This is a genomic window from Butyrivibrio hungatei (assembly GCF_900101605.1).
In the GTDB taxonomy this organism is placed as follows: domain Bacteria; phylum Bacillota; class Clostridia; order Lachnospirales; family Lachnospiraceae; genus Butyrivibrio; species Butyrivibrio hungatei_B.
This window is the reverse complement of the sequence record NZ_FMUR01000012.1, coordinates 81,132-106,325: the sequence shown is the minus strand read 5'-3', so window position 1 is coordinate 106,325 and position 25,194 is coordinate 81,132. Positions and strand designations below refer to the sequence as shown.

Annotated in this window: 40 protein-coding genes; 3 read left to right on the top strand and 37 right to left on the bottom strand. The window is 41.3% G+C overall.

What is annotated here, in order from left to right; translation table 11 throughout:
- The first annotated feature begins 73 nt into the window (after positions 1–73).
- A complete protein-coding gene (locus BLP87_RS10755) occupies positions 74–2,065 on the top strand; it encodes a methyl-accepting chemotaxis protein (protein WP_074462691.1) in 1,992 nt (663 codons plus the stop codon).
- 16 nt (positions 2,066–2,081) lie between these two features.
- On the top strand, positions 2,082–3,074 hold the full coding sequence (locus tag BLP87_RS10750) for a substrate-binding domain-containing protein (protein ID WP_074462690.1): 993 nt from the start codon (positions 2,082–2,084) through the stop codon (positions 3,072–3,074).
- A 107-nt stretch (positions 3,075–3,181) separates the two neighbouring features.
- Here BLP87_RS10750 and BLP87_RS10745 read toward each other — a convergent pair whose 3' ends face one another.
- The 32 genes from BLP87_RS10745 to rpsJ all read right to left on the bottom strand — a co-directional run bounded on the left by BLP87_RS10745 (position 3,182) and on the right by rpsJ (position 20,872).
- Positions 3,182–3,718 (bottom strand): bL17 family ribosomal protein, encoded by a 537-nt coding sequence (locus BLP87_RS10745; RefSeq protein WP_074462689.1) that lies wholly within the window; start codon positions 3,716–3,718, stop codon positions 3,182–3,184.
- 170 nt (positions 3,719–3,888) lie between these two features.
- Positions 3,889–4,848 (bottom strand): DNA-directed RNA polymerase subunit alpha, encoded by a 960-nt coding sequence (locus BLP87_RS10740; RefSeq protein WP_026655607.1) that lies wholly within the window; start codon positions 4,846–4,848, stop codon positions 3,889–3,891.
- A 48-nt stretch (positions 4,849–4,896) separates the two neighbouring features.
- Complete coding sequence (gene rpsD, locus BLP87_RS10735; protein WP_026655608.1) at positions 4,897–5,490, bottom strand: 30S ribosomal protein S4; 594 nt, start codon at positions 5,488–5,490, stop codon at positions 4,897–4,899.
- A gap of 144 nt (positions 5,491–5,634) precedes the next feature.
- Complete coding sequence (rpsK, locus tag BLP87_RS10730; RefSeq protein ID WP_026655609.1) at positions 5,635–6,042, bottom strand: 30S ribosomal protein S11; 408 nt, start codon at positions 6,040–6,042, stop codon at positions 5,635–5,637.
- 83 nt (positions 6,043–6,125) lie between these two features.
- Positions 6,126–6,494, bottom strand: coding sequence for a 30S ribosomal protein S13 (gene rpsM, locus BLP87_RS10725; RefSeq protein WP_026667352.1), 369 nt, complete (start codon positions 6,492–6,494; stop codon positions 6,126–6,128).
- 137 nt (positions 6,495–6,631) lie between these two features.
- A complete protein-coding gene (rpmJ, locus tag BLP87_RS10720) occupies positions 6,632–6,745 on the bottom strand; it encodes a 50S ribosomal protein L36 (RefSeq protein WP_013280022.1) in 114 nt (37 codons plus the stop codon).
- A 133-nt stretch (positions 6,746–6,878) separates the two neighbouring features.
- A complete protein-coding gene (locus BLP87_RS10715) occupies positions 6,879–7,691 on the bottom strand; it encodes a GGDEF domain-containing protein (RefSeq protein ID WP_176756638.1) in 813 nt (270 codons plus the stop codon).
- A 337-nt stretch (positions 7,692–8,028) separates the two neighbouring features.
- A complete protein-coding gene (gene infA / locus BLP87_RS10710; RefSeq protein WP_013280019.1) occupies positions 8,029–8,247 on the bottom strand; it encodes a translation initiation factor IF-1 in 219 nt (72 codons plus the stop codon).
- Positions 8,248–8,270: 23 nt separating this feature from the next.
- Positions 8,271–9,023: a type I methionyl aminopeptidase gene (gene map / locus BLP87_RS10705; protein ID WP_074462687.1), complete on the bottom strand. Its 753-nt coding sequence runs from the start codon at positions 9,021–9,023 to the stop codon at positions 8,271–8,273.
- 15 nt (positions 9,024–9,038) lie between these two features.
- Positions 9,039–9,683, bottom strand: a complete 645-nt coding sequence (locus BLP87_RS10700; protein WP_074462686.1) for an adenylate kinase — start codon at positions 9,681–9,683, stop codon at positions 9,039–9,041.
- An 87-nt stretch (positions 9,684–9,770) separates the two neighbouring features.
- A complete protein-coding gene (gene secY, locus BLP87_RS10695; protein ID WP_074462685.1) occupies positions 9,771–11,090 on the bottom strand; it encodes a preprotein translocase subunit SecY in 1,320 nt (439 codons plus the stop codon).
- Complete coding sequence (rplO, locus tag BLP87_RS10690) at positions 11,090–11,530, bottom strand: 50S ribosomal protein L15 (protein WP_026655616.1); 441 nt, start codon at positions 11,528–11,530, stop codon at positions 11,090–11,092. The genes secY and rplO overlap by 1 nt, the downstream gene beginning before the upstream one ends.
- A gap of 117 nt (positions 11,531–11,647) precedes the next feature.
- The gene (rpmD, locus tag BLP87_RS10685) at positions 11,648–11,836 is read right to left on the bottom strand and encodes a 50S ribosomal protein L30 (protein ID WP_026655617.1); all 189 of its coding nucleotides are present in this window, start codon (positions 11,834–11,836) and stop codon (positions 11,648–11,650) included.
- Positions 11,837–11,863: 27 nt separating this feature from the next.
- Positions 11,864–12,373 carry a 30S ribosomal protein S5 gene (gene rpsE / locus BLP87_RS10680; RefSeq protein ID WP_026655618.1) on the bottom strand — a complete coding sequence of 170 codons (510 nt, stop codon included), beginning with the start codon at positions 12,371–12,373 and terminating at the stop codon, positions 11,864–11,866.
- Between the two features lie 17 nt (positions 12,374–12,390).
- Positions 12,391–12,759 (bottom strand): 50S ribosomal protein L18, encoded by a 369-nt coding sequence (gene rplR / locus BLP87_RS10675; RefSeq protein ID WP_074462684.1) that lies wholly within the window; start codon positions 12,757–12,759, stop codon positions 12,391–12,393.
- 20 nt (positions 12,760–12,779) lie between these two features.
- On the bottom strand, positions 12,780–13,319 hold the full coding sequence (rplF, locus tag BLP87_RS10670; RefSeq protein ID WP_026655620.1) for a 50S ribosomal protein L6: 540 nt from the start codon (positions 13,317–13,319) through the stop codon (positions 12,780–12,782).
- A 15-nt stretch (positions 13,320–13,334) separates the two neighbouring features.
- Positions 13,335–13,736, bottom strand: a complete 402-nt coding sequence (gene rpsH, locus BLP87_RS10665; protein WP_026655621.1) for a 30S ribosomal protein S8 — start codon at positions 13,734–13,736, stop codon at positions 13,335–13,337.
- A 193-nt stretch (positions 13,737–13,929) separates the two neighbouring features.
- Positions 13,930–14,115, bottom strand: coding sequence for a type Z 30S ribosomal protein S14 (locus BLP87_RS10660; protein ID WP_026515606.1), 186 nt, complete (start codon positions 14,113–14,115; stop codon positions 13,930–13,932).
- A gap of 21 nt (positions 14,116–14,136) precedes the next feature.
- Positions 14,137–14,676: a 50S ribosomal protein L5 gene (gene rplE, locus BLP87_RS10655; RefSeq protein WP_026515607.1), complete on the bottom strand. Its 540-nt coding sequence runs from the start codon at positions 14,674–14,676 to the stop codon at positions 14,137–14,139.
- Positions 14,677–14,698: 22 nt separating this feature from the next.
- On the bottom strand, positions 14,699–15,028 hold the full coding sequence (rplX, locus tag BLP87_RS10650) for a 50S ribosomal protein L24 (protein WP_026655622.1): 330 nt from the start codon (positions 15,026–15,028) through the stop codon (positions 14,699–14,701).
- Between the two features lie 12 nt (positions 15,029–15,040).
- On the bottom strand, positions 15,041–15,409 hold the full coding sequence (rplN, locus tag BLP87_RS10645; RefSeq protein ID WP_022764361.1) for a 50S ribosomal protein L14: 369 nt from the start codon (positions 15,407–15,409) through the stop codon (positions 15,041–15,043).
- Between the two features lie 21 nt (positions 15,410–15,430).
- Positions 15,431–15,685 carry a 30S ribosomal protein S17 gene (gene rpsQ / locus BLP87_RS10640; protein WP_013280005.1) on the bottom strand — a complete coding sequence of 85 codons (255 nt, stop codon included), beginning with the start codon at positions 15,683–15,685 and terminating at the stop codon, positions 15,431–15,433.
- Between the two features lie 33 nt (positions 15,686–15,718).
- Positions 15,719–15,928, bottom strand: a complete 210-nt coding sequence (gene rpmC / locus BLP87_RS10635) for a 50S ribosomal protein L29 (RefSeq protein WP_026515609.1) — start codon at positions 15,926–15,928, stop codon at positions 15,719–15,721.
- The gene (rplP, locus tag BLP87_RS10630; RefSeq protein WP_026655623.1) at positions 15,918–16,355 is read right to left on the bottom strand and encodes a 50S ribosomal protein L16; all 438 of its coding nucleotides are present in this window, start codon (positions 16,353–16,355) and stop codon (positions 15,918–15,920) included. The genes rpmC and rplP overlap by 11 nt, the downstream gene beginning before the upstream one ends.
- Positions 16,355–17,026 (bottom strand): 30S ribosomal protein S3, encoded by a 672-nt coding sequence (rpsC, locus tag BLP87_RS10625; RefSeq protein WP_022778093.1) that lies wholly within the window; start codon positions 17,024–17,026, stop codon positions 16,355–16,357. The genes rplP and rpsC overlap by 1 nt, the downstream gene beginning before the upstream one ends.
- Positions 17,027–17,045: 19 nt before the next feature.
- Positions 17,046–17,441, bottom strand: a complete 396-nt coding sequence (rplV, locus tag BLP87_RS10620) for a 50S ribosomal protein L22 (protein WP_420314844.1) — start codon at positions 17,439–17,441, stop codon at positions 17,046–17,048.
- A gap of 28 nt (positions 17,442–17,469) precedes the next feature.
- Positions 17,470–17,760, bottom strand: coding sequence for a 30S ribosomal protein S19 (gene rpsS, locus BLP87_RS10615; protein ID WP_026515612.1), 291 nt, complete (start codon positions 17,758–17,760; stop codon positions 17,470–17,472).
- A gap of 11 nt (positions 17,761–17,771) precedes the next feature.
- Positions 17,772–18,614, bottom strand: coding sequence for a 50S ribosomal protein L2 (rplB, locus tag BLP87_RS10610; RefSeq protein ID WP_026655625.1), 843 nt, complete (start codon positions 18,612–18,614; stop codon positions 17,772–17,774).
- Between the two features lie 142 nt (positions 18,615–18,756).
- Entirely contained in the window at positions 18,757–19,056 is a 300-nt protein-coding gene (gene rplW, locus BLP87_RS10605) for a 50S ribosomal protein L23 (RefSeq protein WP_026515614.1), read from the bottom strand.
- Positions 19,056–19,679 carry a 50S ribosomal protein L4 gene (gene rplD / locus BLP87_RS10600; protein ID WP_026655626.1) on the bottom strand — a complete coding sequence of 208 codons (624 nt, stop codon included), beginning with the start codon at positions 19,677–19,679 and terminating at the stop codon, positions 19,056–19,058. The genes rplW and rplD overlap by 1 nt, the downstream gene beginning before the upstream one ends.
- Before the next feature lie 26 nt (positions 19,680–19,705).
- Positions 19,706–20,389 carry a 50S ribosomal protein L3 gene (gene rplC / locus BLP87_RS10595; protein WP_026515616.1) on the bottom strand — a complete coding sequence of 228 codons (684 nt, stop codon included), beginning with the start codon at positions 20,387–20,389 and terminating at the stop codon, positions 19,706–19,708.
- Between the two features lie 171 nt (positions 20,390–20,560).
- The gene (rpsJ, locus tag BLP87_RS10590; RefSeq protein ID WP_013279995.1) at positions 20,561–20,872 is read right to left on the bottom strand and encodes a 30S ribosomal protein S10; all 312 of its coding nucleotides are present in this window, start codon (positions 20,870–20,872) and stop codon (positions 20,561–20,563) included.
- 507 nt (positions 20,873–21,379) lie between these two features.
- On the opposite strand from rpsJ, the gene BLP87_RS10585 reads away from it, so the two are divergent.
- Positions 21,380–22,246: a class I SAM-dependent methyltransferase gene (locus BLP87_RS10585; RefSeq protein WP_074462683.1), complete on the top strand. Its 867-nt coding sequence runs from the start codon at positions 21,380–21,382 to the stop codon at positions 22,244–22,246.
- Positions 22,247–22,380: 134 nt separating this feature from the next.
- On the opposite strand, the gene BLP87_RS10580 is transcribed toward BLP87_RS10585, so the two are convergent.
- From BLP87_RS10580 to BLP87_RS10560, 5 genes are all read right to left on the bottom strand, one after another.
- Entirely contained in the window at positions 22,381–23,091 is a 711-nt protein-coding gene (locus BLP87_RS10580; protein ID WP_083334574.1) for a GTP pyrophosphokinase, read from the bottom strand.
- Between the two features lie 117 nt (positions 23,092–23,208).
- Positions 23,209–23,496, bottom strand: a complete 288-nt coding sequence (locus BLP87_RS10575; protein WP_074462682.1) for a LiaF transmembrane domain-containing protein — start codon at positions 23,494–23,496, stop codon at positions 23,209–23,211.
- A gap of 43 nt (positions 23,497–23,539) precedes the next feature.
- On the bottom strand, positions 23,540–24,106 hold the full coding sequence (locus BLP87_RS10570) for a hypothetical protein (RefSeq protein ID WP_074462681.1): 567 nt from the start codon (positions 24,104–24,106) through the stop codon (positions 23,540–23,542).
- On the bottom strand, positions 24,096–24,494 hold the full coding sequence (locus BLP87_RS10565; RefSeq protein ID WP_074462680.1) for a hypothetical protein: 399 nt from the start codon (positions 24,492–24,494) through the stop codon (positions 24,096–24,098). Before BLP87_RS10565 ends, BLP87_RS10570 begins: the two co-directional genes overlap by 11 nt.
- Complete coding sequence (locus BLP87_RS10560; protein ID WP_074462679.1) at positions 24,491–25,015, bottom strand: RNA polymerase sigma factor; 525 nt, start codon at positions 25,013–25,015, stop codon at positions 24,491–24,493. Before BLP87_RS10560 ends, BLP87_RS10565 begins: the two co-directional genes overlap by 4 nt.
- Positions 25,016–25,194: the final 179 nt, after the last annotated feature.

The window sequence follows — 25,194 nt, the reverse complement described above, 5'->3', positions numbered from 1 at the left end:
CACACAAAATCGTAGAATATAGTAAAATATTGTATATAATCTGTTTTTATATAATTTTAAGGAGATTTTTCTAATGGAAAAAGTAAATGGAAAGAGACATGCAAAGATCAAAAACAAGCTTCTTTTGTTCTTAGTCCCTGCCGTAGTTGCCACCATTCTTATTTTGGTGCTCATTTCAGGGTATCTGTCCAGCAGAAGCATGACCCAAATGGCAACATCAGCACTAAATTCTTCTATTTCCAATCAGGCAGACAATATCGAAGCCTGGCTCAATTACAATCTTCAAAATTTTTCCACAGTAAAACAGCTTGTTGAAAAAGATAAGCCATCGGATTCCGAATTATCCGCAATAATGGACGCATATTATGGTTTCAATCCGTATTGCAAAAACGGACCATATGTCGCAACCAAGGCCGGAAAAGTTTTTAAAGCTTCAGAATCAACCAAAAACACGGATAATGTCACAGAACAAGAATGGTTCAAGCAAGGCATGACACGTGTAAACATGGTGTATGGCAGTACCTACAAGGATGTTGACGGAACTAATGTAATAAGCGCTTCAGGTATAATCAACGACGGTTCCGGAGAACTCAAGATCATGGCTGCCGATCTTTCTCTTGACCAGATCAGTATCATTGTAAATTCAAAAGTAAAGATGGATCAGGCTGCATCGTTCCTTGTTGACATCACTGACAAAACTATCCTTGCACACCGTGATAAAAACAGGGTTTCTACCAAGCTTGACACAAGTGACAGCGACAACCTCATGTCCGCTATAGCCAAAAAGGTTAATGAAAGAAATTACTCAACAGTCACACTTGCAAATAATGTAGTTGCATTTAAGCCAATATCCGGAACAGACTGGATTCTTATTTCGTATGTCCATAACAGCACTATCATGAAAGACGTAACAAAGCTTGTTACTACGCTTGCCGTGATAGGCGTTATCGCAATCGTACTTATTGTTTTACTTATCAATCTCATGGTTACCAAGGTTATTGCACCTCTTGGCGGAATCACCAAGAACATTACAGATATGTCAGCAGGTGACTTCACTATTGATGTCAGACACGAAGGCAATGATGAGATCGGTCTCATGAGCGATAAGGTGAGCGAATTCGTTTATTCAATGAGAAATATGCTCTCGGTTATCAATGATGAGTCCAAGAAGCTTAAAGAGCAGTCTGACAACTCTGACACCGTATCAAAGAGCATGTACGAAGCATCTCAGTCACAGTCTGAAGCAATGAAGAATCTTAATTCTACTGTGGATCAGCTCGCTGTTGCAGTTAATGAGATTGCCCAGAGCGCAACTACTCTTGCAATGGTAGTTGCAGATACAAGAGATAATTCAAATCAGGCCAATGAGAGCATGAAAGAAACTGTCGAAATCAGTAAAAAAGGCCGTAATGATATGGAACAGCTTGCTGATGCAATGCAATATATCAAGAGTAGCAACGATGACCTTGTCACTTCCATCAATGAAGTTGGTAAGGCGTCTGAAGAAATCACCAATATTGTCGGTCTTATCAGCGAGATTGCTGAACAGACAAATCTGCTTTCTTTGAACGCTTCTATCGAAGCTGCACGCGCCGGAGAATCCGGAAAGGGATTTGCTGTTGTTGCTACTGAAATCGGAAAGCTTGCCCAGAACTCAGCTTCCAGCGCAGATAGCATTGCCAAGCTGATCAATGATGTAGGAAAAGCAATTGACAGTGTTGTCGCACAGGCTCAGACAAGTGCAAAGAATATTGATACAAACAGCGAGCTTATTCAGACTGCTGTTCAGACATTTGATAGGATCTACCAGAACATTGAAAAGTCCAATGAACTTATCGAGCTCATGATCAAAGATGTTGAAAAGGTTGATGATGTTGCCAGCAATGTTGCTGCTATCTCTGAAGAACAGGCTGCAAGTACAGATGAAATCCTCGAGACCAGCCGCAGAATGGTTGAACAGGCTAACAGCATAACCAAGAACAGCCAGGATGTAGCCGACAACTCCCATGAATTGGCTAACACATCAGAAATGCTTACATCCTATGTTCAGAAGTTCAAGATTTGATAAGGAGATACATATTATGAAAAATCGAATTAAACGCTCAATGGCTTTTCTACTTTGCGCTGTTCTATTAACTGTTTCACTCACAGCTTGCGGCAAATCCGGTTCAGGATCGTTTTCAGGCAACGGCGTAAAGATACTTATGATACTACATGCAGATGATGACGGGTTCCTTAATACTCTTGCCGATGCAATCGTTGCTAAAGCAAAAGAAGTCGGTGCTACAATTGACATTGTTTACAGCCAGAACAGTACAGAAACTCAGATGGAACAGATTGCAGGTGCCGCTTCCGGCGGATACGATGCGATAATCTGCAGATTATGCGATACAAGTACCGCTCTGCAGATGGAAAATGCAGCCGGTGATCTTCCTGTCGTATTTATAAACAACGAGCCTGAAAGCGACTATCTAAAAGGTGATCAGTTTGTCTATGTAGGTTCATACGAGCAGGACGCAGGAGCATTCCAGGCTGAATATATATGGAGCGGTCTCGGAAAGCCTTCAACTTTAAATGTTATTATCCTGATGGGTGAAAAACTTCATGCCGCTGCTCCTAAGAGAACAAATGCCGTTAAATACTATTTCCTTGATAACAAAGTAAATGTAAATTATGTATTTGTTGATAACGGAGATTGGTCCGATTCCGTGGCATATGACAAGCTTAATGTATTTAAGATAACAGGACAGCCGTTTGATTGTATCTTCTGCAATAACGATACTATGGCAATGGGTGCCATTAAATGGATGAAAGATAACGGATATGATACTCACAAATTGCTCGTAGCGGGTATTGATGCCACAAATGAAGGATGTGCCGCTGTAAAGGACGGCGATCTGTATATGACGGTACTTCAGGACACAACCGGTCAGGGTAATGCCGCTGTAGAAAGTGCTGTTGCACTTGCCAAAGGCGGATCCGTAGCATCTGTTTCAGGTGTTTCAGAAGATCACAAATATATTTGGGTTCCATTTGTTCCTGTAACCCCTCAGAACGTCGATCAGTACAATTAATCGATTACATACCGATGTTTAATAAAAATCTAAATAAGCGAAGAAAAAGAGGTTTCAGAGCATATACTCTGAAACCTCTTTTTTATGGTTTAAATAATCAAAAGCTATTAAACAAGCTCAAGAACAACCATCATAGCTGCATCGCCTTTTCTCTGACCGATCTTGATGATTCTTGTATAACCACCCTTACGATCTGCGTACTTAGGTCCGTACTCATCAAAAAGCTTTGCTACAAGGTCAACTTCCTTAGTATTTCTCTTTCTTCCCTTGTTCTCCTGAGGAACATCAACTACAGGGTAAAGAGTCTTAAGAAGCTGTCTTCTTGCGTGCATACGTGTAGGAAGATCCTTCTTGATTTCCTTTGTAACAGTTGTGAACTTAGTAACTTTCTTACCGTCAACAACTTCCTTTACTCTCTTTCCGTTACTATCCTTCTCAGGAATCTTAACTTCAACGGAAACTGTCTCAAAATTGTCCTTTTCCTTAGCTGCAAGAGTGATCATAGGCTCTACGATCTTCTTGATTTCCTTAGCTCTTGCCTCTGTAGTAACAATCTTTCCATTGTAAAGAAGTGCTGTTACCTGGTTACGAAGAAGTGCTCTTCTGGGCTTTGTTGCTTTTCCAAGCTTTCTGTACATTGCCATAATTATTTACATCCTTTCTCATTTGCGGAGTTCCCTCCGCTGTAGGTACATCATAAGATGCGCATCGGTCTTACTCTCACAATGCAGTTTCATAATCCTATGAGAATCCGCATCAGTACACATCGGATTTACCTTCCGCGGACATTCATACTGTTGTATATTTCGTGATATTACTGTTCGCCATCTGACTTAAGTGAAAGTCCAAGCTCATCAAGCTTAGCAAGAACCTCCTCAAGTGACTTACGTCCAAGATTACGAACCTTCATCATATCATCAGAAGTCTTGCTTGCAAGCTCCTGAACGGTATTGATGCCTGCTCTCTTAAGGCAGTTGAATGAACGAACTGAAAGTTCAAGCTCATCAATTGACATCTCGAGAACTTTGCCCTTCTCATCGTCTTCCTTCTCGATCATAACTTCTGCTGTCTTAGCATTCTCAGAAAGGTCGATGAAGAGGCTCAAATGCTCACTGAGTACCTTTGCTGCAAGGCTTACAGCCTCATCGGGAGCAAGTGTTCCGTCAGTGTGAACATCTAATGTAAGCTTATCGAAATCAGTTACCTGACCTACACGAGTATTCTCGATGGTTATATTTACTCTCTCTACAGGTGTGTAGATAGAATCGATTGCGATAACTCCGATTGGAAGATCGCCTGTCTTATTCTTATCAGAGCTTACATAACCTCTTCCCTTTGTGATGGTGAGCTCCATGTAGAGCTTAGCATCCTTTCCGGAAAGTGTAGCGATAACCTGATCAGGATTCATGATCTCAATATCCTGGTCTACCTGAATATCTGATGCTCTGACTACTCCTTCGCCGTTGAACTCGATATAAGCTGTCTTAGGTTCATTAGTATCAGAGGAATTCTTTATAGAAAGATTCTTGATATTCATAATAATTTCAGTTACATCTTCCTTTACTCCGGGAATTGAACTGAATTCATGCAGCACGCCTTCAATCTTAACCTGACTTACTGCTGCACCAGGTAATGATGAGAGCATAATCCTACGAAGGGAATTGCCCAGTGTAATACCGTAACCTCTCTCGAGAGGCTCTACTACGAATTTACCATATTTCTTATCATCTGAGATTTCAGCAACTTCAATATTTGGTCTTTCAAAATCAAACACTGATATACCCTCCTTACGTGACTAGTTAACAAGTTTCTATTTAATAGATTACTTAGAATACAACTCGACGATAAGCATCTCATCAACAGGAACGTCGATTACTTCTCTGGAAGGAAGTTCCTTTATTGTACCCTTAAGTCCTTCCTTGTTAACGTCAAGCCACTCAGGAACAAGTCTGCTTGCAGTGATTTCTGAAATATCCTTAAATCTCTGAATGTTCTTAGCTGCCTCTTTAACTTCGATGACATCACCGGCCTTAATGAGGTATGAAGGAATGTTGATTACTTTTCCATTAACTGTGATGAACTTGTGAAGAACAACCTGTCTAGCTTCTCTTCTTGTTCTTGCAAAGCCCATTCTGAAGATAACGTTATCAAGTCTTGTCTCAAGAATAGTCATAAGGTTGGAACCTGTCTGACCCTTCATTCTGTCTGCTCTGTCGTAGTAATTTCTAAAAGGCTTCTCAAGGACGCCATATATGAATTTAGCCTTCTGCTTCTCGCGGAGCTGAAGTCCATACTCACTCATTTTCTTACCAGCGTTAGCTGATGTTCTCTTAGACTTTTTGTCATATCCAAGAAATGTAGGATCCAAATCAAGTGATCTGCATCTTTTTAATACGGGAACTCTGTTTACTGCCATTTTAGGCTCCTTTCTTTTTCTCAGGCAACAATCTGTTGTCTGATGTTGTTTACAGTGTCATACACCTTCGTCCAACGCGTTAAAAATACATATCTATTTGCACATGTATTCTGCAATGTAGGATCAACGCGATATAGAAATCGATTAAACCCTACGACGCTTGGGAGGTCTGCATCCGTTGTGCGGTACAGGTGTTACGTCTGTGATAGATGTAACTGTGAGTCCACTTGCAGCAAGAGCTCTGATTGCAGCTTCTCTTCCTGATCCCGGTCCCTTAACGAATACATCAACAGTCTTAAGGCCGTGAATAAGTGCAGCCTTAGTTGCTGTCTCTGCAGCTACCTGTGCAGCATAAGGAGTAGATTTCCTTGAACCTTTAAATCCGAGACCGCCTGCACTTGCCCAGCTAAGAGCATTTCCTGCAGCATCTGTCAAAGTAACGATTGTGTTATTGAAAGATGACTGGATGTGCGCCTGTCCGTGTTCAACGTTTTTCTTGACACGTTTCTTTGCAGCTGACTTTTTAGCTGCAGTTGATTTCTGATTTGCCATTTTAAACTAACCTACTTTCTTCCTAATAATTACTGGTTATATTGTTACATCACTGATCTGCCATGCTCAGACATCAAGAAAAATTATTTCTTCTTGTTAGCGATTGTTCTCTTGGGTCCTTTTCTGGTTCTTGCATTTGTCTTAGTTCTCTGACCACGGCAAGGAAGTCCTCTTCTATGACGCATGCCTCTGAAACATCCGATCTCTGTGAGTCTCTTGATGTTCATAGCGATTTCTCTTCTGAGGTCACCTTCTACATCGTAGTCGTTACCGATAATCTCGGCAATTCTCTTTACTTCTTCATCTGTAAGATCACGAACACGTGTGTCCGGGCTTACTTTTGCTGCTTCAAGAATCTTGTTTGAGCTTGTTCTACCGATTCCGTAGATATATGTCAAACCGATCTCTACTCGCTTATCTCTAGGTAAATCTACACCTGCAATACGAGCCATTTTTTATTCCTCCATAACTTAAAATAATATTACTTGTTTGATTGGGGCCATAATCCTACAGCCCAACCGGACAAAGAATGATCCGATCTTTCCAATACACATTGGTATCAAAAAGTAATCCACCTAAACGGCTCGGATTATCCCTGTCTCTGTTTGTGCTTAGGGTTGTCACAGATAACTCTGATAACGCCCTTTCTCTTAATAACCTTGCACTTTTCGCACATAGGTTTAACAGAAGACCTTACTTTCATTGTTACTCCTTTCCTGCATGGTAAACAGTTAATGCTTAAAGAAGGGCATAATAACCCCTCTACCTAAAAAGACCATTTGATATCATAACATATCCAAAGTCAATAATCAAGCTGTTTTTTCAGCTTTTTTCAATCAGGATGTCCTTGAGTTTCTTTTTTCATTTTCTTCGTGAAGATTAAATGTGGCTTTTCCACTCTCTTTAGCTATATACAGAGCTTCATCTGCCTTCTTATACAACTCGGTAAAACTTGCACAATCGTTATCGCTCACAATACCGATACTGCATGTAAGACCTGATACCTGATTGATACGTGCAGTCTTAAACTCGTGAAGAATACTTCTGCATCTCTTTTCCGCAAATCCTTCCGGCATCTCGCCCATCACGAGTACCATAAATTCATCGCCGCCAATCCTTCCCATTATGTCATAGGGATGGAAATAGCTCTGAAGTATCTCCGAGAATTTCTTTAATACGTTATCTCCTGTCTGATGGCCGAATGTATCGTTTACTTCTTTGAAATTGTCAAGATCGAAGATAAACAAAATGCATCTGGCGCCGGGTTTTCTTTTCTTTAAATATTCATTACACTTCTCTTCAAAAGAGAGCTTATTATAAATGCCCGTAAGAAGGTCCGTCGTACTCTTTCTTTCAAGGATACGCCTGTCTTCTCCTTTATTTATCGCAAGATCCACTATCTCAAAGTAGCTGAACAGTGATGCGATAATGGCAACGCCCGCAACGAAGAGATCTCTTTTTACACCATAATGGGGACGAATCATAGAATCCATTATGCAATATATGATGGTAAGCACGATCTTGTACACTGTAGTGGCCAAAAAAGTGTCCATATATATTGCGGTTATCACGATAATGGCACAAGGAAACACAACGCACCTTGATGTCATATTCATGATAATATCAGCATAGGAGTAAGCAAGTATCATTACTCCGTAAAAAAAGAAGGAATACATTCTAGATAATTTAAAGCTCTCAGATATATTACTAAGAAAAACTTTTTGTACCAAATGTATTCCAACAAGAACAAACAATATTGCAATTAGAAAAAAACAAAAATAACTACTTCCCGATAACAGTAAAATAAGAAATAGCAGGAACGCGCTAACACCGGATAAAAACATCACAGTGTCAGCAGTGTTTCGGATATTATCCTCCGCTATCTTATTCTTGTTATAATGTATGAACGAAATACTATCGAAATGCCTATCCAGAATTTTTTGTATCATAAATCCCTCACACACATACAGTCAACAGATTATTATATTACTTGTCTCTCCAAATTATTCTTCCTTTTGTAAGATCGTAAGGTGATAACTCAAGTGTTACCTTATCACCGGGTAAAATTCTGATAAAGTTCTGGCGAAGCTTACCACTTATATGTGCCAAAACAACATGTCCGTTTTCAAGTTCAACCTGGAACATTGTATTTGGAAGCTTCTCAATTACCTTTCCTTCAATTTCAATTACATCAGCCTTTGACATCTACATCTCCTCTTAATTTACTTCTATATTACAGTTAATATCTCCGGTTCACCATCCGTGATGGCTATTGTGTTCTCATAGTGTGCCGCAAGTGATCCGTCAAGCGTAACAACAGTCCAATCATCTTCAAGCCAGCCGATCTTACGGCTTCCCATCGTTATCATGGGCTCTACGCATATGGTCATACCTTTTTGAAGTTTCACACCTCTTGTAAGTTTCCTGTAGTTAGGCACCATGGGATCTTCGTGTAAGCTTGTTCCGATCCCGTGTCCAGTAAGTTCCCTTACAATGCCGTAACCGTGAGGTCTGATATATTTATCGATAGCAGCGGATATATCATGAAGTCTGTTTCCCGCTTTAGCTTTCTTTATTCCTTCAAAAAAGCTCTCTCTGGTAACATCGATAAGCTTCTGAGCTTCATCGCTTATCTTACCGACGCCCCAGGTCCTTGCCGCATCAGAATGATAACCTTTATATATAAGTCCTGTATCGAAAGAAACAATGTCTCCTTCCTGCAGGATGCGCTCACTGCTTGGTATTCCGTGAACAACCTCATTGTTCACAGAAATACACACCGAAGCAGGAAATCCCTCGTAATCTTTGCAATTCGGAATTCCGCCCAGAGCACGGATAGTTCTCTCACCAATCTCATCAAGCTCAAGAGTTGATATACCGGGTCTGAGAGCAGCATGAAGTTCTTCATGAACTTTTGCCAAAAGATGCCCTGACTGTCGCATAAGATTGATTTCTTCATCTGTTTTGATACTTATAGCCATTTTAATACACCAAGATCATGCATTCAATATGCTAACAATATCACTGAAGACTTCCTGCATATCCTTTGTTCCGTCTACAGTTTTCAAAATGTTCTTTTTCTCATAGTAATCAATAAGCGGCTGAGTCTGCTCATGATAAACCTTAAGTCTGTTCTGAACTGTCTCAGGCTTGTCATCGTCTCTCTGAACAAGCTCGCTACCGCACTTATCACAGATTCCATCTTTCTGTGGTTTAATATGTTCAATATGATAGGTTGCGCCACACTTAAGACATGCTCTTCTGCCTGACATTCTGCGAACGATATTTTCATCGGGAACGTCAACATTTATAGCGTAATCAACCTTATCACCAAGCTTTGTAAGTTCTGAATCAAGAACATCAGCCTGGGGAATTGTACGGGGGAAACCATCAAGTACGTATCCGTTCTTGCAGTCATCGTTTGCTACTCTGTCAAGAAGAAGCTCAACTGTAAGTTCATCGGGAACAAGCTGTCCCTTATCCATGAATTCCTTGGCCTTCTTACCAAGTTCTGTTCCGTTCTTGATGTTTGCTCTGAAAATATCTCCTGTTGAGATATGCGGAATGCTGAATTTCTCCGCGATCATCTGAGCCTGTGTACCTTTTCCCGCACCGGGGGCACCCAACATAATAATCTTCATACTCTAATCCCTTCCATAAAGTAGAAACAAGAGGTTGCAGAGCCCACCCCTAGTGTGGGTCTCTGTACCTCTTTCATTAATTTTTAATCAGTCTTCCAAAAATCCCTTGTAATTACGTACAAGCATCTGTGACTCAATCTGCTTAATTGTTTCAAGTACAACGCTTACCACGATGATAAGGCTTGTACCGCCGAAAGAAACACTTGCTTTGAACATACCACTGAAGAAGTAAGGGATTATTGCGATAATAATAAGTCCGCATGCTCCGATAAAGATGATATAGTTCAAAATACTTGTAAGATAATCGCTTGTAGGCTTTCCGGGTCTGATTCCCGGTATGAAACCGCCCTGCTTCTTCATATTCTCTGCAATCTCAATAGGATTGAAAGTAATTGACGTATAGAAATACGCGAAGAAGATAAGCAATAATATGTATACTACAAGACCAATGGAATATTCCCAATGGTTTGGATCAAACCAATTGTCCTGTCTTAAATACTCCAATATCGTTGCCCAAACGCCAGGTCCTTTATAACCTGTAAAGTAGGTTATAACGCTGGGGAACTGGAACAATGACATTGCAAAAATGATAGGCATAACGCCCGCTGTGCTGACCTTAAGCGGAATCTCCGAACGATTACCACCATAAGTTCTTCTTCCCTGAATCTTCTTTGCATACTGAACAGGGATTCTGCGCTCTGCGCCGTTAAGAACCACGATCAGAACTACCAATGCAATAATAACCGCTATAATTATTACAGCTGATACTACTCCCCTTGCAATAGGCTTCCCACTCACAAAACGCTCGAAAAGCGAATGAATGTCTGACGGAATTCTCGAAAGAATATTTATCGTCAGAACTATAGAAATACCATTCCCAACACCGTTTTCCGTGATTCGTTCACCAATCCACATGAGGAATGCACTACCTGCTGTAAATGCAACTACAACCTGAATTGCCAAGAAGATTGATTTATCTGCAAGGGAATCGCCTTTGTAGAAATTAACAGCCATTGCAATGGATTCGATAACAGCCAAAACTACAGTAATGTATCTTGTCATTGCTGTAAGTTTCTTTCTTCCATCTTCTCCATCCTTCTGCCACTCCTCAAACTTGGGAATAGCAATTGTAAGAAGCTGAACAATAATGGAAGATGTGATATAAGGTGTGATATTGAGAGCCAGGATTGAAGCATGCTCAAACGATCCACCTGTAAATCGATCCACAAAGCCAAACGCATCGTTACCGCTCTTTAAACTTTCAAACCAGCTCTTAAAAGCCTGGACATTAATTCCGGGAACCGGAATTGTTGTACCAAATCTGATAACAGCAAGCATTGCAAGAGTAAAGAGAAGTTTCAATCTGATTTCTTTGACTTTTAATGCATTCATTAGGGACTTAAACATTAGATCACCTCTGTTGTTCCACCAAGTGCCTCGATTTTCTCTTTTGCTGCTGCGCTAAACGCATTTGCCTTAACCGTAAGCTTCTTGGTAAATTCTCCGTTTCCAAGAATCTTTACACCATCAAGTTCTTTCTTGATGATTCCCTGATCCTTAAGTGCCTGAACATCTACTACTGCTCCGTTATCAAATACTTCAAGAGCGCTTACGTTAATTCCCACGATGTTTTTATGATTGATATTCTTGAAGCCTCTCTTAGGAAGTCTTCTGAAAAGTGGCATCTGTCCACCTTCGAAGCCAAGTCTGGGAGCACCTGAACGAGCCTTCTGACCCTTATGTCCCTTACCTGCGGTCTTACCGTTTCCTGAAGCATGACCACGGCCTCTTCTAAAATTATCGCTCTGTACAGAACCTTCAGCAGGTCTTAAGTTTGATAATTCCATGATAATCCTCCTTTAATTAACTCCGGAGCTTATACCGCTACACGCAATAAACATTTCTGCCTATCACTCGCGCATACATACTGCAGCTCCGGATACCATTTACTTTTGCTTTTGAGATTAGATCTCTTCTACCTTTACAAGGTGTCTGATCTGCTGAATCTGTCCTCTTGTTGCGGAATTATCAGGAAGTTCAACAGAGCTGTTAAGTTTCTTAAATCCCATTGATTTTACTGTTGCCACCTGCTTAGGAATAGCACCGATAGTGGACTTAACCAATGTGATCTTAAGCTTTTTCTCGTTTGCCATTGATTTATACTCCTTATTTACTAAACCTTAAGCTGTTACTTCAGCAACGGACTTACCGCGCTTAGCAGCAACTTCTTCAGGTGTCTTCAACTGAGCAAGACCGCTGATTGTTGCATAAACAACGTTCTGCTTGTTGTTTGAACCAAGTGACTTTGTTCTGATATTTCTGATTCCTGCATATTCACATACCAAACGAGCAGGACCTCCGGCGATGATACCTGTACCTTCAGGAGATCTCTTAAGTAAAACTTCAGCAGAGCCGAACTTACCTACGAAATCATGTGTAATACTGTTGTTCTCATCAAGAGGAACAGTAATGAGGTTCTTAGTAGCATCTTCCTTACCCTTACGGATAGCATCCGGGATTTCAGTAGACTTACCCAGACCTACACCAACGTGTCCGTTCTTATCACCAACTACTACAAGTGCAGTGAACTTCATGTTACGTCCACCCTTAACAACCTTAGTAACACGCTTGATGGTAACAACTTTATCTGTCAATTCGAGCTGACTTGCATCAACTATTGTACGCTTCATTTGTGTTTTCTCCCTTCTTAGAATTCAAGGCCAGCTTCTCTGGCAGCATCAGCAAGAGCTTTAACTTTTCCGTGGTAGATATAACCACCTCTGTCAAATACAACAGCCTTAATGCCCTTTTCCAATGCTCTCTTTGCTACAACATCACCAACTTTTGTAGCAGCTTCAATATCGTCTGTATTCTTGAGTTCTGCCTTGATATCTTTTTCAAGAGTAGAAGCAGATACAATTGTCTTGCCGGCTACATCATCAATAACCTGTGCATATACATGACTATTGCTTCTAAATACTGCTAAACGTGGTCTCTCAGCTGTACCGCTGAAACGATTACGAATCTTCATATGCTTCTTAGCACGAATTTTCTGTCTTGATTCTTTACTAACCATTTTGCACTCTCCTTATCTTATTACTTCTTACCTGTCTTACCAACCTTACGCTTGATAACTTCATCAACATACTTGATTCCCTTGCCCTTATAAGGTTCAGGAGCTCTCTTCTCTCTGATGATTGCAGCGTGCTGGCCAACAGCCTCTTTGTCGATTCCCTTAACAGTGATTATCTGTCCCTCAACTACTGTCTCTACTCCTTCAGGATCAGCAAGTTCTACGGGGTGAGAATAACCAAGTGTAAGAGAGAGTGTCTTGCCATTCTTAGCAGCTCTGTAACCTACACCGTTAACCTCGAGCTTCTTCTCGAAACCATCTGTAACACCAACTACCATGTTGTTAAGAAGACTTCTTGAAAGACCGTGTAATGCTCTTGTCTTCTTCTGATCGTCAGGTCTCTTAACTTCGATCTGACCATCTGCCTGTGAGAAAGAAATCTCAGCAGGGAAAACTCTTGTAAGGGTACCCTTAGGTCCCTTTACAGTCACCTTATTATTTTCTGCAACTTCTACTGTTACTCCAGCAGGAACTGCGATTGGCATTTTTCCAATTCGTGACATGCCCGTACCTCCAATTTACCAAATGAATGCAAGAACTTCGCCACCAACCTGCAGCTCTCTTGCCTTTTTGTCAGTTACAACTCCCTGGTTTGTTGAAATGATTGCGATACCAAGTCCGCCCAATACTCTGGGAAGCTCGTCCTTGCCTGCGTATACACGAAGACCGGGCTTAGAAATTCTCTTAAGACCTGTGATTACCTTGTCATTTCTATCAGCGCCATACTTAAGAGTGATGTGAAGATTCTTAAAAGCTCCGTCCTCAACAACATCAAGCTTCTTAATATAACCTTCGTCAAGAAGAATGTTTGCAATTGCAAGCTTCATCTTTGAAGAAGGAACGTCAACTGTGTCATGCTTTGCAGCGTTTGCGTTACGAATTCTTGTAAGCATATCTGCAATAGGATCGTTCATTGCCATTTTAAATTGCCTCCTTAATTATTTTTGCTTCGCCTTACTACTCCCCGAATTGAGCAGAGACACGAAGCCGCAATGCGCGCTTATGTGTTTCTCTTTTTATAATTATACGAAGAATAATAACTTTGTAAATACGCGGTTCCCATCCTGAACCGCTTATGTTACATATTCCCCCGAAAGGGGGAATTCTACAGAATTACCAAGATGCTTTACGTACTCCCGGAATTTCGCCCTTGTATGCAAGCTCACGGAAGCAAATTCTGCAGATTCCGTACTTTCTAAGATAAGCATGAGGACGACCACAGATCTTACAACGATTGTACTCACGTGTAGAGAACTTGGGCTTCATCTGCTGTTTCAACTTCATGGATAATTTAGCCATGTGTGCATTTCCCTCCTATTATTACTTTGCAAAAGGCATATTGAACAGTGTGAGAAGCTCACGAGCCTCTTCATCTGTCTTAGCTGTTGTTGTGAAAATGATATCCATACCTCTTGTCTTGTCAATCTTATCATACTCGATCTCAGGGAAGATAAGCTGCTCCTTGATTCCAAGTGCATAGTTTCCTCTTCCGTCGAATGAGTTAGGGTTGATTCCTCTAAAGTCACGAACACGAGGAAGTGCGAGGTTTACAAGACGATCAAGGAAATCGTACATCTTGTCGCCACGAAGTGTAACCTTACATCCGATAGGCATACCCTCTCTCAATTTGAAGTTAGCGATTGACTTCTTAGCCTTTGTGTAAACAGGCTTCTGACCGGAAATAATAGCCATATCATTTGCAGCGTTCTCGAGAAGCTTAGCATTTTCCTTTGCTTCACCAACTGCCATATTGATAACGATCTTGTCGAGCTTAGGCACCTGCATTACGTTCTTGTAACCGAACTTCTTTGTCATAGCATCAACGATCTCGTTCTTATATAAATCCTTATATCTACTCAACGTTAAATACCTCCTTCCTTAATTAGTCGATAACCTCACCGGTCTTTTTTGCGATGCGGTTCTTCTTTACAACCTTACCATTCTCGTCCTTCTCAACCTTGAATCCGATTCTGGTAGGCTTTCCTTTGTGAAGATACATAACGTTGGAGATATCAAGAGCTGCTTCGCTCTCTACAATTCCGCCATTGGGGTTCTTTGCAGAAGGCTTCTCGTGCTTAGTTACCTTGTTAAGACCCTCTACAACAACCTTTCCGTTCTTTGTATCAACAGAAAGGACTTTTCCTTCCTTGTCGATTTCTCTTCCGGCGATAACCTTAACCATATCGCCCTTCTTAATCTTACTTGTTGACATCTGGGCGCCTCCTTATAATACTTCCGGAGCGAGAGAAAGGATCTTCATGAATTTCTTCTCACGAAGTTCTCTTGCTACGGGTCCAAAAATACGTGTTCCCTTAGGCGTACCATCTTCATTGATAACAACAGCAGCGTTTTCATCAAATCTGATGTAGGAACCGTCCTTACGACGTGTCTCTTTTACAGTACGAACGACAACAGCCTTAACAACATCACCCTTCTTTACAACTCCACCGGGTGTTGCTTCTTTTACAGATGCAACGATTGTGTCGCCGATTCTCGCATATCTTCTTGTAGATCCACCCATAACACGGATTGTAAGAAGTTCTTTTGCACCAGTGTTATCAGCGACTCTAAGTCTACTTTCCTGCTGAATCATGATATTTCTCCTTTTTTTGTATTACTTTGCACGTTCAATAATGGATACAAGTCTCCATCTCTTATCCTTGGAGATAGGCTTTGTCTCCATGACTTTAACTGTGTCACCAATACGGCACTCATTATTCTCGTCATGAGCCTTAAGCTTATATGTTCTCTTTACGATCTTCTTGTAAAGAGGATGCTTCACATGGTCCTCAATGGAAACTGTGATGGTCTTGTCCATCTTATCGCTTGTTACTTTTCCAACACGCGTTTTTCTTAAATTTCTTTCCACGATCATTTCTCCTTTTTAAACCAAGCAAAAGGCTTAGTTAGCAGCCTTAGCATTCTGTGTGATTACAGTCTGGATTCTTGCAATATTTCTTCTTACTTCTTTAATTCTTGCTGTATTATCCAGCTGGTTTGTAGCGTTCTGGAATTTTAAATTGAAAAGTTCCTTTTTAGCTGATACAAGCTCAGTCTGAAGTTCATCAGCAGTCTTAGCTTTCAGCTCGTCTACATACTTATTAGTTTTCATTAGATACACCGCCTTCCAAATCAGCCTTTGAAACGATCTTGCACTTGCAAGGAAGCTTGTGTGTTGCAAGACGAAGAGCTTCTCTTGCGTCGGCCTCGGCAACTCCACCGATTTCGAACATTACACGACCCGGCTTAACAACAGCTACCCATCTATCAACAGCACCCTTACCGGATCCCATACGAGTTCCGAGAGGCTTTAATGTGATAGGCTTGTCAGGGAAAATCTTGATCCAAACCTGACCACCACGCTTGATGAAACGTGTCATAGCAACACGGGCTGCCTCAATCTGGTTTGAATTGATCCAGCAAGGCTCAAGCGCAACAATTCCAAATTCACCGTAAGTGATCTTTGTACCACGAGTAATTTTATGAGCCATTGAACCGCGGAACTGCTTGCGGTGCTTAACTCTCTTCGGCATTAACATTATTTATCGCTCCCTTCCTTATCTGAATTCTCACCTGCTTTGGTCGGAAGTACTTCACCCTTGTAGATCCATACCTTAACACCAACCTTACCGTAGGTTGTATCTGCTTCTGCAAATCCATAATCAATATCTGCTCTGAGTGTCTGAAGAGGAATAGTTCCCTCGCTGTAGAACTCTGAACGAGCGATATCTGCTCCACCAAGACGGCCTGAGCAGCAAGCCTTGATACCAAGAGCATCTGTCTTCATTGTTCTGCTCATGCAAGACTTCATAGCTCTTCTGAATGATACACGGTTCTCAAGCTGCTGAGCAATGTTCTCTGCAACAAGCTGTGCATCCTTATCGGGCTTCTTGATCTCTTTGATATCAACAAGAACCTTCTTATCTGTAAGCTTTGAAAGTTCCTTCTTAGTTACCTCGATCTCAGCACCACCCTTACCGATAACAACACCGGGCTTAGCTGTGTAAACGATAACTTTTACTCTATCTGATGCTCTCTCGATCTCGATCTTAGAAACACCAGCTGCATATAACTTCTTCTTCAGAAATTTTCTGATATTGTAATCTTCTACAAGATTATTGGCGAAATCGCCAGATTCAGCGTACCACTTGGAATCCCAATCAGCGATAACACCGACTCTGAGTCCATGAGGATTAACTTTCTGTCCCATTCTTCGCTTCTCCTTTCAATTATCTCTCGTCCAAAATAACAGTCAGATGACTCATTCTCTTGTTGATTCTGTATGCTCTGCCCTGTGCTCTAGGCTGAATTCTCTTCATGATAGGGCCATTGCTTGCAGTACATTCAGCAACGAAAAGATTTGCTCTGTTCATTCCCTTGTTGTTCTCAGCGTTTGCTACTGCGCTGCTAAGGAGCTTGTAGATTACGCTTGAAGCATATCTGGGATTATACTGAAGGATTGCGAGTGCTGACTCAACATCCTTACCTCTGATAGCATCCATGACAAAGCATGCCTTCTGAACAGGTATTCTTGCGTAAGATAACTTTGCAAAAGGTCTTGTTTCTTTATTGTCACGATTTCTTTCTCTTTTAATTTTAGATCTATGCTTGATTTCCATTTCCATGGATTTGACCTCCTTTCATTGGCACTACTTAGTGAACGCTGCTCTTTCTCTCAACGGGAGAACTTCCAGCATGTCCTCTGAATGTTCTTGTGGGAACAAACTCACCAAGCTTGTGTCCAACCATATCTTCAGTAACATATACAGGAATATGCTTTCTTCCGTCATGAACAGCGATTGTGTGTCCAACAAAAGACGGGAAAATTGTAGAACGACGTGACCAAGTCTTAACTATCTGCTTCTGGCCCTCAGCGTTCATAGCATCTATCTTCTTGAGCAGGCTTGCGTCTGCAAAAGGTCCCTTTTTAAGTGATCTAGACATTTTATTCCTCCTTATTTGATGGCCTTACCGTTTCTTCTTCTTACGATCAGCTTGTTAGAAGCCTTCTTAGCTTTACGTGTCTTATAACCAAGAGCGGGCTTGCCCCAAGGTGTGCAAGGGCCTGAACGTCCAATAGGTGCTCTACCTTCACCACCACCATGAGGATGGTCGTTGGGGTTCATAACAGAACCACGAACTGTAGGGCGGATACCCATGTGACGGATTCTTCCGGCTTTACCATAGTTAATAAGGTTGTGATCGCCATTTCCTACAACACCGATTGTAGCTCTGCACTCGATAGGAACCATTCTCATTTCGCCTGAAGGAAGACGAAGTGTTGCATACTTACCTTCCTTAGCCATGAGCTGTGCAGCGTTTCCGGCTGAACGAACCATCTGGCCGCCCTTTCCGGGATAAAGCTCAATGTTGTGTACGTTTTCACCGACAGGAATAGCTGAAAGAGGGAGGCAGTTACCAACACGAATCTCAGCGTTAGCTCCGTTCATAACTGTCATACCGTCTGTCAATCCGTTAGGTGCAAGGATATAAGCCTTTGTGCCATCCTCGTACTGGATAAGTGCGATATTTGCTGATCTGTTAGGATCATACTCAATTCCGATAACCTTTGCAGGCATATCGTCCTTATTTCTTCTGAAATCTACGATTCTGTACTTAACTCTGCCGCCGCATCCACGATGTCTTACAGTGATCTTACCCTGGTTGTTACGACCAGCCTTGCTGTTCTTAGAAACAACGAGTGACTTCTCGGGAGTCTTCTTTGTGATCTCTGAGAAATCAGATCCGGTCATGTTTCTTCTGGATGGGGTATATGGGCCGTACTTCTTAATTCCCATGATTATTTCTCCTTTTTTGTTTATCACGTGACTGATGTTAAAAAACATCTGAATCCCGGACTTTTTATTGGATTCGCACGTATAGTCTTTAGTGGTAATGCAGACTTCGCTAAGTTCGAAACCACCTAGCTAAGTGTTCTGCTTAAAGTCCCTGGAAAATCTCAATATCTTTGCTGTCTTCAGTAAGCTGAACGATTGCTTTCTTAGTCTTAGCTGTGAAACCGATTGTCATTCCACGTCTCTTCTTTCTGCCGTTGGCATTAAGAGTGTTAACCTTAGCAACCTTAGCTCCTTCAAACATTTTCTCTACAGCTTCCTTGATCTGTGTCTTGTTAGCTTCAGGATTAACAAGGAAAGTGTACTTTTTCTCGCCCATGCCGGCCATGCTCTTCTCTGTAAGAACAGGCTTAAGGATTACGTCATAATACTGTAATGCTGCCATTAGCAATACACCTCCTCTATCTTTGTAACTGCGTCCTTAGTAAGAACGAGTGTCTTAGCGTTTACGATATCATACACGTTAAGTGTGTTTGTAAGTGTTGTGCTTGCTTCTGCAAGATTTCTTGCTGAAAGAACAACGTTCTTATCATTGTCTGCAAGAACAACAAGAGCCTTACGTGTAGCCTTGAGGTTGTTCATAACCTCAGCAAACTTCTTAGTCTTGATCTCATCAAACTTGAGCTCGTCAACAACGATAAGGTTGTTGCTCTGAGCCTTGTCTGTAAGTGCAGACTTAAGAGCAGCTCTCTTCTCTTTCTTGTTCATCTTGAAAGAATAATCTCTCGGAACGGGAGCAAATACAACTCCGCCACCCTTCCACTGAGGAGCTCTGATAGAACCCTGTCTTGCATGACCTGTTCCCTTCTGTCTCCAAGGCTTTCTTCCGCCTCCTGAAACTTCAGAACGTGTCTTAGCTTTCTGTGTACCCTGGCGTTTGTCAGCAAGCTGCTGAAGAACTGCCATGTGTACGAGATGTTCGTTTATTTCAACACCGAAGATAGCATCGCTTAAATCAAGCTTACCAACTTCTTTGCCTTCCATATTATAAACAGATACGTTTGCCATCTGTTTGGTCCTCCTTTCGCGTTCTATTAACCGATAACCTTAACGGTTTCCTTGATTGTAACAAGTCCCTTCTTAGGTCCGGGAATAGCGCCCTTTACAAGAATAAGATTCTTGTCTGCATCTACTCTTACAACCTCGAGATTCTGAACTGTTACCTTAACACTACCCATGTGTCCGGGCATTCCCTTGCCTTTAAATACGCGGCTGGGATCTGAACTTGAACCATTAGAACCCTGATGACGGTGGAACTTGGAACCGTGAGCCATAGGTCCTCTGTGCTGACCATTCTTCTTAATAGCGCCCTGGAATCCTTTTCCCTTTGAAATAGCTGTTGCGTCAATCTTGTCGCCTTCAGCGAAAACGTCAGCCTTGATCTCTGCACCAAGTGCATACTCAGAAGCATTCTCAAGCTTGAACTCTCTTACATATCTCTTGCAAGAAACTCCTGCCTTCTTGAAATGTCCCTGCTCAGCCTTTGTTGCTCCATGGCGATGAATAATTGTCTTATTTCCGTTCTTGTCCTTGTTGACAATCTTTTCCTTCTTATCAACAAAGCCAACCTGTACGGCACTGTATCCGTCGTTCTCAACAGTCTTGATCTGTGTTACAACACAAGGTCCTGCCTGAAGAACTGTTACAGGAATAAGTGATCCGTCCTCTTTGAAGATCTGAGTCATTCCGACTTTAGTAGCTAAAATAGCCTTCTTCATGTTTCTACCTCCTTATTACATCTACAGCGGATGCGTACTACGATCGCAATGTCGTTTAATTACCTGCAACGTTTTTGGTAATTCTCCAGTTATCACGGCATCATGCGCCTTGCATCATACTAGTAGAGGTGTGAATAGTTTCTGTATTCGATAAATATGATATATTTTATATCATTTCATCTTTATATTAATATTTACACCTGCAGGCATCTCGAGTCTCTGAAGAGCCTCAACTGTCTTAGATGTAGGTGTGATGATATCGATAAGTCTCTTGTGTGTTCTCTGCTCGAACTGTTCTCTTGAATCTTTGTATTTGTGAACCGCTCTTAAGATAGTAACAACTTCCTTCTTAGTAGGAAGAGGCACCGGTCCGCTAACCTGAGATCCGTTCTTCTTGACTGTCTCGATAATCTTCTTGGCTGATGCATCAACAAGCTGATGATCGTAAGCCTTAAGTGTAATTCTCATTACCTGATTTGCCATAAAAAAAGTCGCCTCCTTTTCGCACTTTTATATACAAGTACGACAAGCGGTGACTGTACACTCTCCCGTGTGTGTCCTATGTCTTAACACAAATTAAGGCCATAGAATCCCTACACGTCGTTTCTGCCTTGGGTTAGTAGGCAGACTTAATTGTCTGTACAGTGACTTGTCGTCAGTTTGTTTGACCACATCAGTGGTCTCTAGACATTCGCTCCACGGAAAACCTGCTTAACTGGATGAAAGCAGCAACCTCACGCTTCATAGCTATCATGTCACAGCGTATATGATTGTAAGACATTTTAAAAGTATATGCAACTACTTTTTATAAATTAATGACTTTTATCGTAAAATCAGCGTTTTTAGCCAGTCTTTCTTGATGTTTTTTAACATTAATACGCAACTCACAAATTCTGCACCATCCGAAAGCTTCTTTATATTATAATAGGACGAAGGTGTCATAGGTAAATCTTGATATCTTATGAAAAGTTTAGTCAAAAGGAAAAAAATATGTGGATTGCAAACGGATGGAAAGACTATGAGGTCATAGATACCTCTTCAGGCGAAAAACTTGAGCGTTGGGGCGACTATATGCTGGTAAGGCCCGATCCTCAGGTAATATGGAAAACGGATAAAAAACATTTCGGATGGAAAAAATGGAACGGCCATTACCATCGCAGCAGCAAAGGCGGCGGTGAATGGGAGTTCAGAAACCTCCCCGAAGAATGGACTATTAATTATAAGGAACTTACTTTTAACCTCAAGCCTTTCAGTTTCAAGCACACGGGACTGTTTCCCGAGCAGGCTGCAAACTGGGATTGGTTCTCTTCATTAATAAAGGAAGCGAATCGTGAGATCAAAGTTCTGAATCTTTTTGCCTACACAGGCGGAGCCACCGTTTCCGCTGCAAAAGCAGGCGCTAAGGTGACACACGTAGACGCAGCCAAGGGTATGGTAGCCTGGGCAAAAGAAAATGCGGCTTCATCGGGGCTTTCGGACGCCCCTATTAGATATCTCGTTGATGACTGCGTAAAATTTGTAGAGCGCGAGATACGAAGAGGAAACAAGTACGACGGAATAATAATGGATCCGCCCTCATACGGAAGAGGACCCAAAGGAGAAATCTGGAAAATTGAAGACTCAGTATTCCCTTTTATCGAACTGACATCCAAGCTTTTGTCAGATAATCCTCTCTTCTTCCTTATAAATTCATACACAACAGGTCTACAGCCCGCCGTATTGTCATATATGCTTCATACCGTACTCGATCCCATCCATCCCGGAACAATCGAAGCAAATGAGATCGGACTTCCCGTTAAATCAAACGGACTTGTCCTTCCCTGCGGCGCAAGCGGACGCTGGACAGCAAAGAATTGATGCGCGCAGGTCGCATCAATAGCGGAGCGTTTTTTATCTAATAGAAATTTCCTCGTGTTCAATAAAAAGCACAACCCCCGTATAGCTCTTTTATAAGCACTACGGGGGTTGTTATATAAATAAAATCTCCTGCACTATTCTTCTTCGCCGTCAATCTTACGACGAATCTGCTGCATCCTTAGATCAAGCTGATTGATAAGATCCGCACTGAACTTAAGATCGTCGGAAATAACTTCCTGATTGATATTGTCTTTTTTATACTTCATCTTATGTTCAAGACTTGCCCAGAAATCCATGGCTATTGTTCTGAACTGCACTTCGACTTTCATGTACTCTTTTTCCTGAACAAGAAAGATCGGAACCTCTATTATGAGATGAAGGCTTCGGTAGCCGCTCTTCTTTGGCTTATCGATATAGTCTTTTCTCTGGAGCACCCTGATATCATCCTGATTTGCAAGACAATCCGCCAACATGTAAATATCGTCCACAAATGAACACACAACTCGTATTCCCGCAACGTCCGATATATACTTATCTATATTCTCAATAGAAAAATCAACTCCCTTGCCGTTTAGCTTCTTGTATATGCTAAGAGGAGTCTTGATCCTCATCTTTATTGCTTCAAAAGGATTTCTGTTATTTCTAAGAGACAATTCCTTGTTTAATACATCAAGCTTGGTACGAACTTCAAGTAGTGCACTGTCATACTTCATCATAAGAGTACGAAACTCTTTCACCTGGTCTTTTTGCCTAAGAAGATTCTCGAGGTCTATTAAAGTAACGTCATCCCAATCATCGTTTTTATTGTAGCTGATTTTTGAATAGTCAAAATGCTCTGCTGCCATAAAACTAACTCACTTTCATGTATTTCTTATATTGTCAGTATATCAGCATACGTTAAACGCAATATGAACGATTTATAAAAATTCTACAAATCTTTGACATAGTTTTTTTATAAAAGATCACAGAAATTCTTGTATCACGCATCTATCCCAGCATGCCATAAACATTGCAAAAGCGATCATCGCAAACATGACCAGCATAGCCGCTTTATCATAGACCACTTTGCTTTTTTCAAAGCTTGAAATAAGTATCTCAACGCCCACACCTATCAATATGATTGGCCACAGTCTTGTTACCATGGTAATCTCAAAATATCCAAAAAAATTAAGAATATAAGCGGCTCCCAAAACTATAAGAGTAATCCCCGCAGTTATTGTACCGACTCTATGTATTCTTACCGTTTCCATCTTTTACCTCCCGCTCAGAATGATCGTACTTTCAAAATACAAGTCAATTATTTTCTCCGGACACATCGGAAATTCCAAGCTCTTTCTTTTTTCCCTTGATAAGTCTGATTCCAACGTATATAAACGCTACCGATATGACGATCTGCGGAACGTTGTACAATATTTCACTAAAAGCGCGCCAGATATCTGCAGAGACATAATTAACAATAATATCGCGAAGGTATTCCAAAATATTGTCCCACAACGCACTTGCCCCGACCAAAATAAATGCAATAGCAAAAACTCTGCGAACCTTTTCCTCTTTTATCTCAAATTCTTTGGGAAGTCCGAATTCCGTCCAGATATACCTGTCCTCCATTCCCATCAGGATATTTCCGCTTAACCTATACATATTCCATGCATGAAAAAAAGCATAGAACCAGGTTACCACGACAAGTCCGGCCGCAAGTCCCGAGAGCAGTGAAAAATCAAGCATTAACCCAACGCAAAACACCATAAATGTTGCCATCAGCGATACACCGTTTTTCATAAATCCCATATACATCTCCACCGCTCCGGGTATAAACGAGAAGCAAAAAACAAAAAATCCGTTTCTTTTCTTATATTCCATCATCAACCTCCACATCACCAGCAAAAATGCTGTATATTTTACTTTTTATATCATCTTTTTTCTTTAAGATCTCATCCCTAAAGGAAACATCTCTTTGAAAATCTGTTTTATCCATTGAACAAAAATCTCTATTTGCAACAGGAACGCCGGGAACAATGAACATTACCACTATTGCTGCAGCAACAGCGAGAGCCACTTTCAGGCTGTATAATCTGTATTCGATTATCTTTTGTTTTTTGGTTTTCGCGATATTACCTGCTTTGTCTGCAGCATCAACTGCATCAAGCACTTTTTTCTGAAGATTTGCAGGCGCCTTGGTCATATCATTAAGCTCAACGTCCATGATAAGCTTCTGCAATTCTTCATCACTCAGATACTCATGACTCATGCCAACAGTTCCTCCTTCCTGATTATTTTCTTTAACATCTCACGTGCTCTGTAAATATGGGACTGCACCGTTTTAAGAGGTATCCCCCTCTCAAGGCTCAGCTCTTTTGCGGTCTTGCCCCGGATAAAGTGGCCGACGGCCGCAGATCTGTACGGCTCATCAAGTTCATTGCAGCGGTCAAAAAATCTTTTTTCCACATCCCTTGCAATGTACGTTTCAAGCGGTCCGTCCCTGCCCACATCCATGGAAGCCTCGAGCTCATCATCGCCCACCGCCTCTTCTTTCATTTCACTGCTTCTTAAAAAGTCGATACATTTATTGCTCGCGATCCTGCAAAGCCATGCCTTTTCATTCTTTCCGTCAAAATCATCAAGATGACTGTATGCAGCAATAAACGTTTCCTGCGTGATATCCTCCGCGGTAAAATAATCGCCGGTAAGTTTAAGGCAAACCGAAAAGACCAGATTTTTGTACCGATCCATAAGTTGTATTAACTTTTCTTTCGAATCAATCTTCCCCAACTTACCCTCCTAATTTTCTCTCTTCATATAATATAACGATTCAAACAGAAAAAAGTCTGCAAACTTTTTCAAAAAAATTTGCAGATTCCAAAACTTCCAACCGATGGCGTGCAGATGCAGCATTTTTAATGCGTCATCATGGGGTTGGAAGTTTTGCTAATCCTTACCATTAACCCTCA

Bases quoted from the DNA above. Each gene is read 5' to 3' on its own strand.
- BLP87_RS10755 (WP_074462691.1), top strand. From the start codon at position 74: ATGGAAAAAGTAAATGGAAAGAGACATGCAAAGATCAAAAACAAGCTT.
- BLP87_RS10750 (WP_074462690.1), top strand. From the start codon at position 2,082: ATGAAAAATCGAATTAAACGCTCAATGGCTTTTCTACTTTGCGCTGTT.
- BLP87_RS10745 (WP_074462689.1), bottom strand. From the start codon at position 3,718: ATGGCAATGTACAGAAAGCTTGGAAAAGCAACAAAGCCCAGAAGAGCA.
- rpsD (WP_026655608.1), bottom strand. From the start codon at position 5,490: ATGGCAGTAAACAGAGTTCCCGTATTAAAAAGATGCAGATCACTTGAT.
- rpsK (WP_026655609.1), bottom strand. From the start codon at position 6,042: ATGGCAAATCAGAAATCAACTGCAGCTAAAAAGTCAGCTGCAAAGAAA.
- rpsM (WP_026667352.1), bottom strand. From the start codon at position 6,494: ATGGCTCGTATTGCAGGTGTAGATTTACCTAGAGATAAGCGAGTAGAG.
- rpmJ (WP_013280022.1), bottom strand. From the start codon at position 6,745: ATGAAAGTAAGGTCTTCTGTTAAACCTATGTGCGAAAAGTGCAAGGTT.
- BLP87_RS10715 (WP_176756638.1), bottom strand. From the start codon at position 7,691: ATGATACTTGCTTACTCCTATGCTGATATTATCATGAATATGACATCA.
- infA (WP_013280019.1), bottom strand. From the start codon at position 8,247: ATGTCAAAGGCTGATGTAATTGAAATTGAAGGAAAGGTAATTGAGAAG.
- map (WP_074462687.1), bottom strand. From the start codon at position 9,023: ATGGCTATAAGTATCAAAACAGATGAAGAAATCAATCTTATGCGACAG.
- BLP87_RS10700 (WP_074462686.1), bottom strand. From the start codon at position 9,683: ATGAAGATTATTATGTTGGGTGCCCCCGGTGCGGGAAAAGGTACACAG.
- secY (WP_074462685.1), bottom strand. From the start codon at position 11,090: ATGTTTAAGTCCCTAATGAATGCATTAAAAGTCAAAGAAATCAGATTG.
- rplO (WP_026655616.1), bottom strand. From the start codon at position 11,530: ATGGAATTATCAAACTTAAGACCTGCTGAAGGTTCTGTACAGAGCGAT.
- rpmD (WP_026655617.1), bottom strand. From the start codon at position 11,836: ATGGCAAACGAGAAAAAGCTTAAGATCACATTGGTTAAGTCCACTATC.
- rpsE (WP_026655618.1), bottom strand. From the start codon at position 12,373: ATGAAGCGTACAATAGTTGATGCAAGTCAGCTCGAATTGACAGATAAA.
- rplR (WP_074462684.1), bottom strand. From the start codon at position 12,759: ATGGTTAGTAAAGAATCAAGACAGAAAATTCGTGCTAAGAAGCATATG.
- rplF (WP_026655620.1), bottom strand. From the start codon at position 13,319: ATGTCACGAATTGGAAAAATGCCAATCGCAGTTCCTGCTGGAGTAACA.
- rpsH (WP_026655621.1), bottom strand. From the start codon at position 13,736: ATGGCAATGAACGATCCTATTGCAGATATGCTTACAAGAATTCGTAAC.
- BLP87_RS10660 (WP_026515606.1), bottom strand. From the start codon at position 14,115: ATGGCTAAATTATCCATGAAGTTGAAACAGCAGATGAAGCCCAAGTTC.
- rplX (WP_026655622.1), bottom strand. From the start codon at position 15,028: ATGTCAACAAGTAAGATTAAGAAGGGCGATATGGTTAAGGTTATCGCC.
- rplN (WP_022764361.1), bottom strand. From the start codon at position 15,409: ATGATTCAGCAGGAAAGTAGACTTAGAGTCGCTGATAACACTGGTGCA.
- rpmC (WP_026515609.1), bottom strand. From the start codon at position 15,928: ATGAAAACTAATAAGTATGTAGACGAGCTGAAAGCTAAGACTGCTGAT.
- rplP (WP_026655623.1), bottom strand. From the start codon at position 16,355: ATGTTAATGCCGAAGAGAGTTAAGCACCGCAAGCAGTTCCGCGGTTCA.
- rpsC (WP_022778093.1), bottom strand. From the start codon at position 17,026: ATGGGACAGAAAGTTAATCCTCATGGACTCAGAGTCGGTGTTATCGCT.
- rplV (WP_420314844.1), bottom strand. From the start codon at position 17,441: ATGGAAATGGAAATCAAGCATAGATCTAAAATTAAAAGAGAAAGAAAT.
- rpsS (WP_026515612.1), bottom strand. From the start codon at position 17,760: ATGTCTAGATCACTTAAAAAGGGACCTTTTGCAGACGCAAGCCTGCTC.
- rplB (WP_026655625.1), bottom strand. From the start codon at position 18,614: ATGGGAATTAAGAAGTACGGCCCATATACCCCATCCAGAAGAAACATG.
- rplW (WP_026515614.1), bottom strand. From the start codon at position 19,056: ATGGCAGCATTACAGTATTATGACGTAATCCTTAAGCCTGTTCTTACA.
- rplD (WP_026655626.1), bottom strand. From the start codon at position 19,679: ATGGCAAACGTATCTGTTTATAATATGGAAGGCAAAGAAGTTGGTAAG.
- rplC (WP_026515616.1), bottom strand. From the start codon at position 20,389: ATGAAGAAGGCTATTTTAGCTACTAAAGTCGGAATGACTCAGATCTTC.
- rpsJ (WP_013279995.1), bottom strand. From the start codon at position 20,872: ATGGCAAATCAGGTAATGAGAATTACACTTAAGGCTTACGATCATCAG.
- BLP87_RS10585 (WP_074462683.1), top strand. From the start codon at position 21,380: ATGTGGATTGCAAACGGATGGAAAGACTATGAGGTCATAGATACCTCT.
- BLP87_RS10580 (WP_083334574.1), bottom strand. From the start codon at position 23,091: ATGGCAGCAGAGCATTTTGACTATTCAAAAATCAGCTACAATAAAAAC.
- BLP87_RS10575 (WP_074462682.1), bottom strand. From the start codon at position 23,496: ATGGAAACGGTAAGAATACATAGAGTCGGTACAATAACTGCGGGGATT.
- BLP87_RS10570 (WP_074462681.1), bottom strand. From the start codon at position 24,106: ATGGAATATAAGAAAAGAAACGGATTTTTTGTTTTTTGCTTCTCGTTT.
- BLP87_RS10565 (WP_074462680.1), bottom strand. From the start codon at position 24,494: ATGAGTCATGAGTATCTGAGTGATGAAGAATTGCAGAAGCTTATCATG.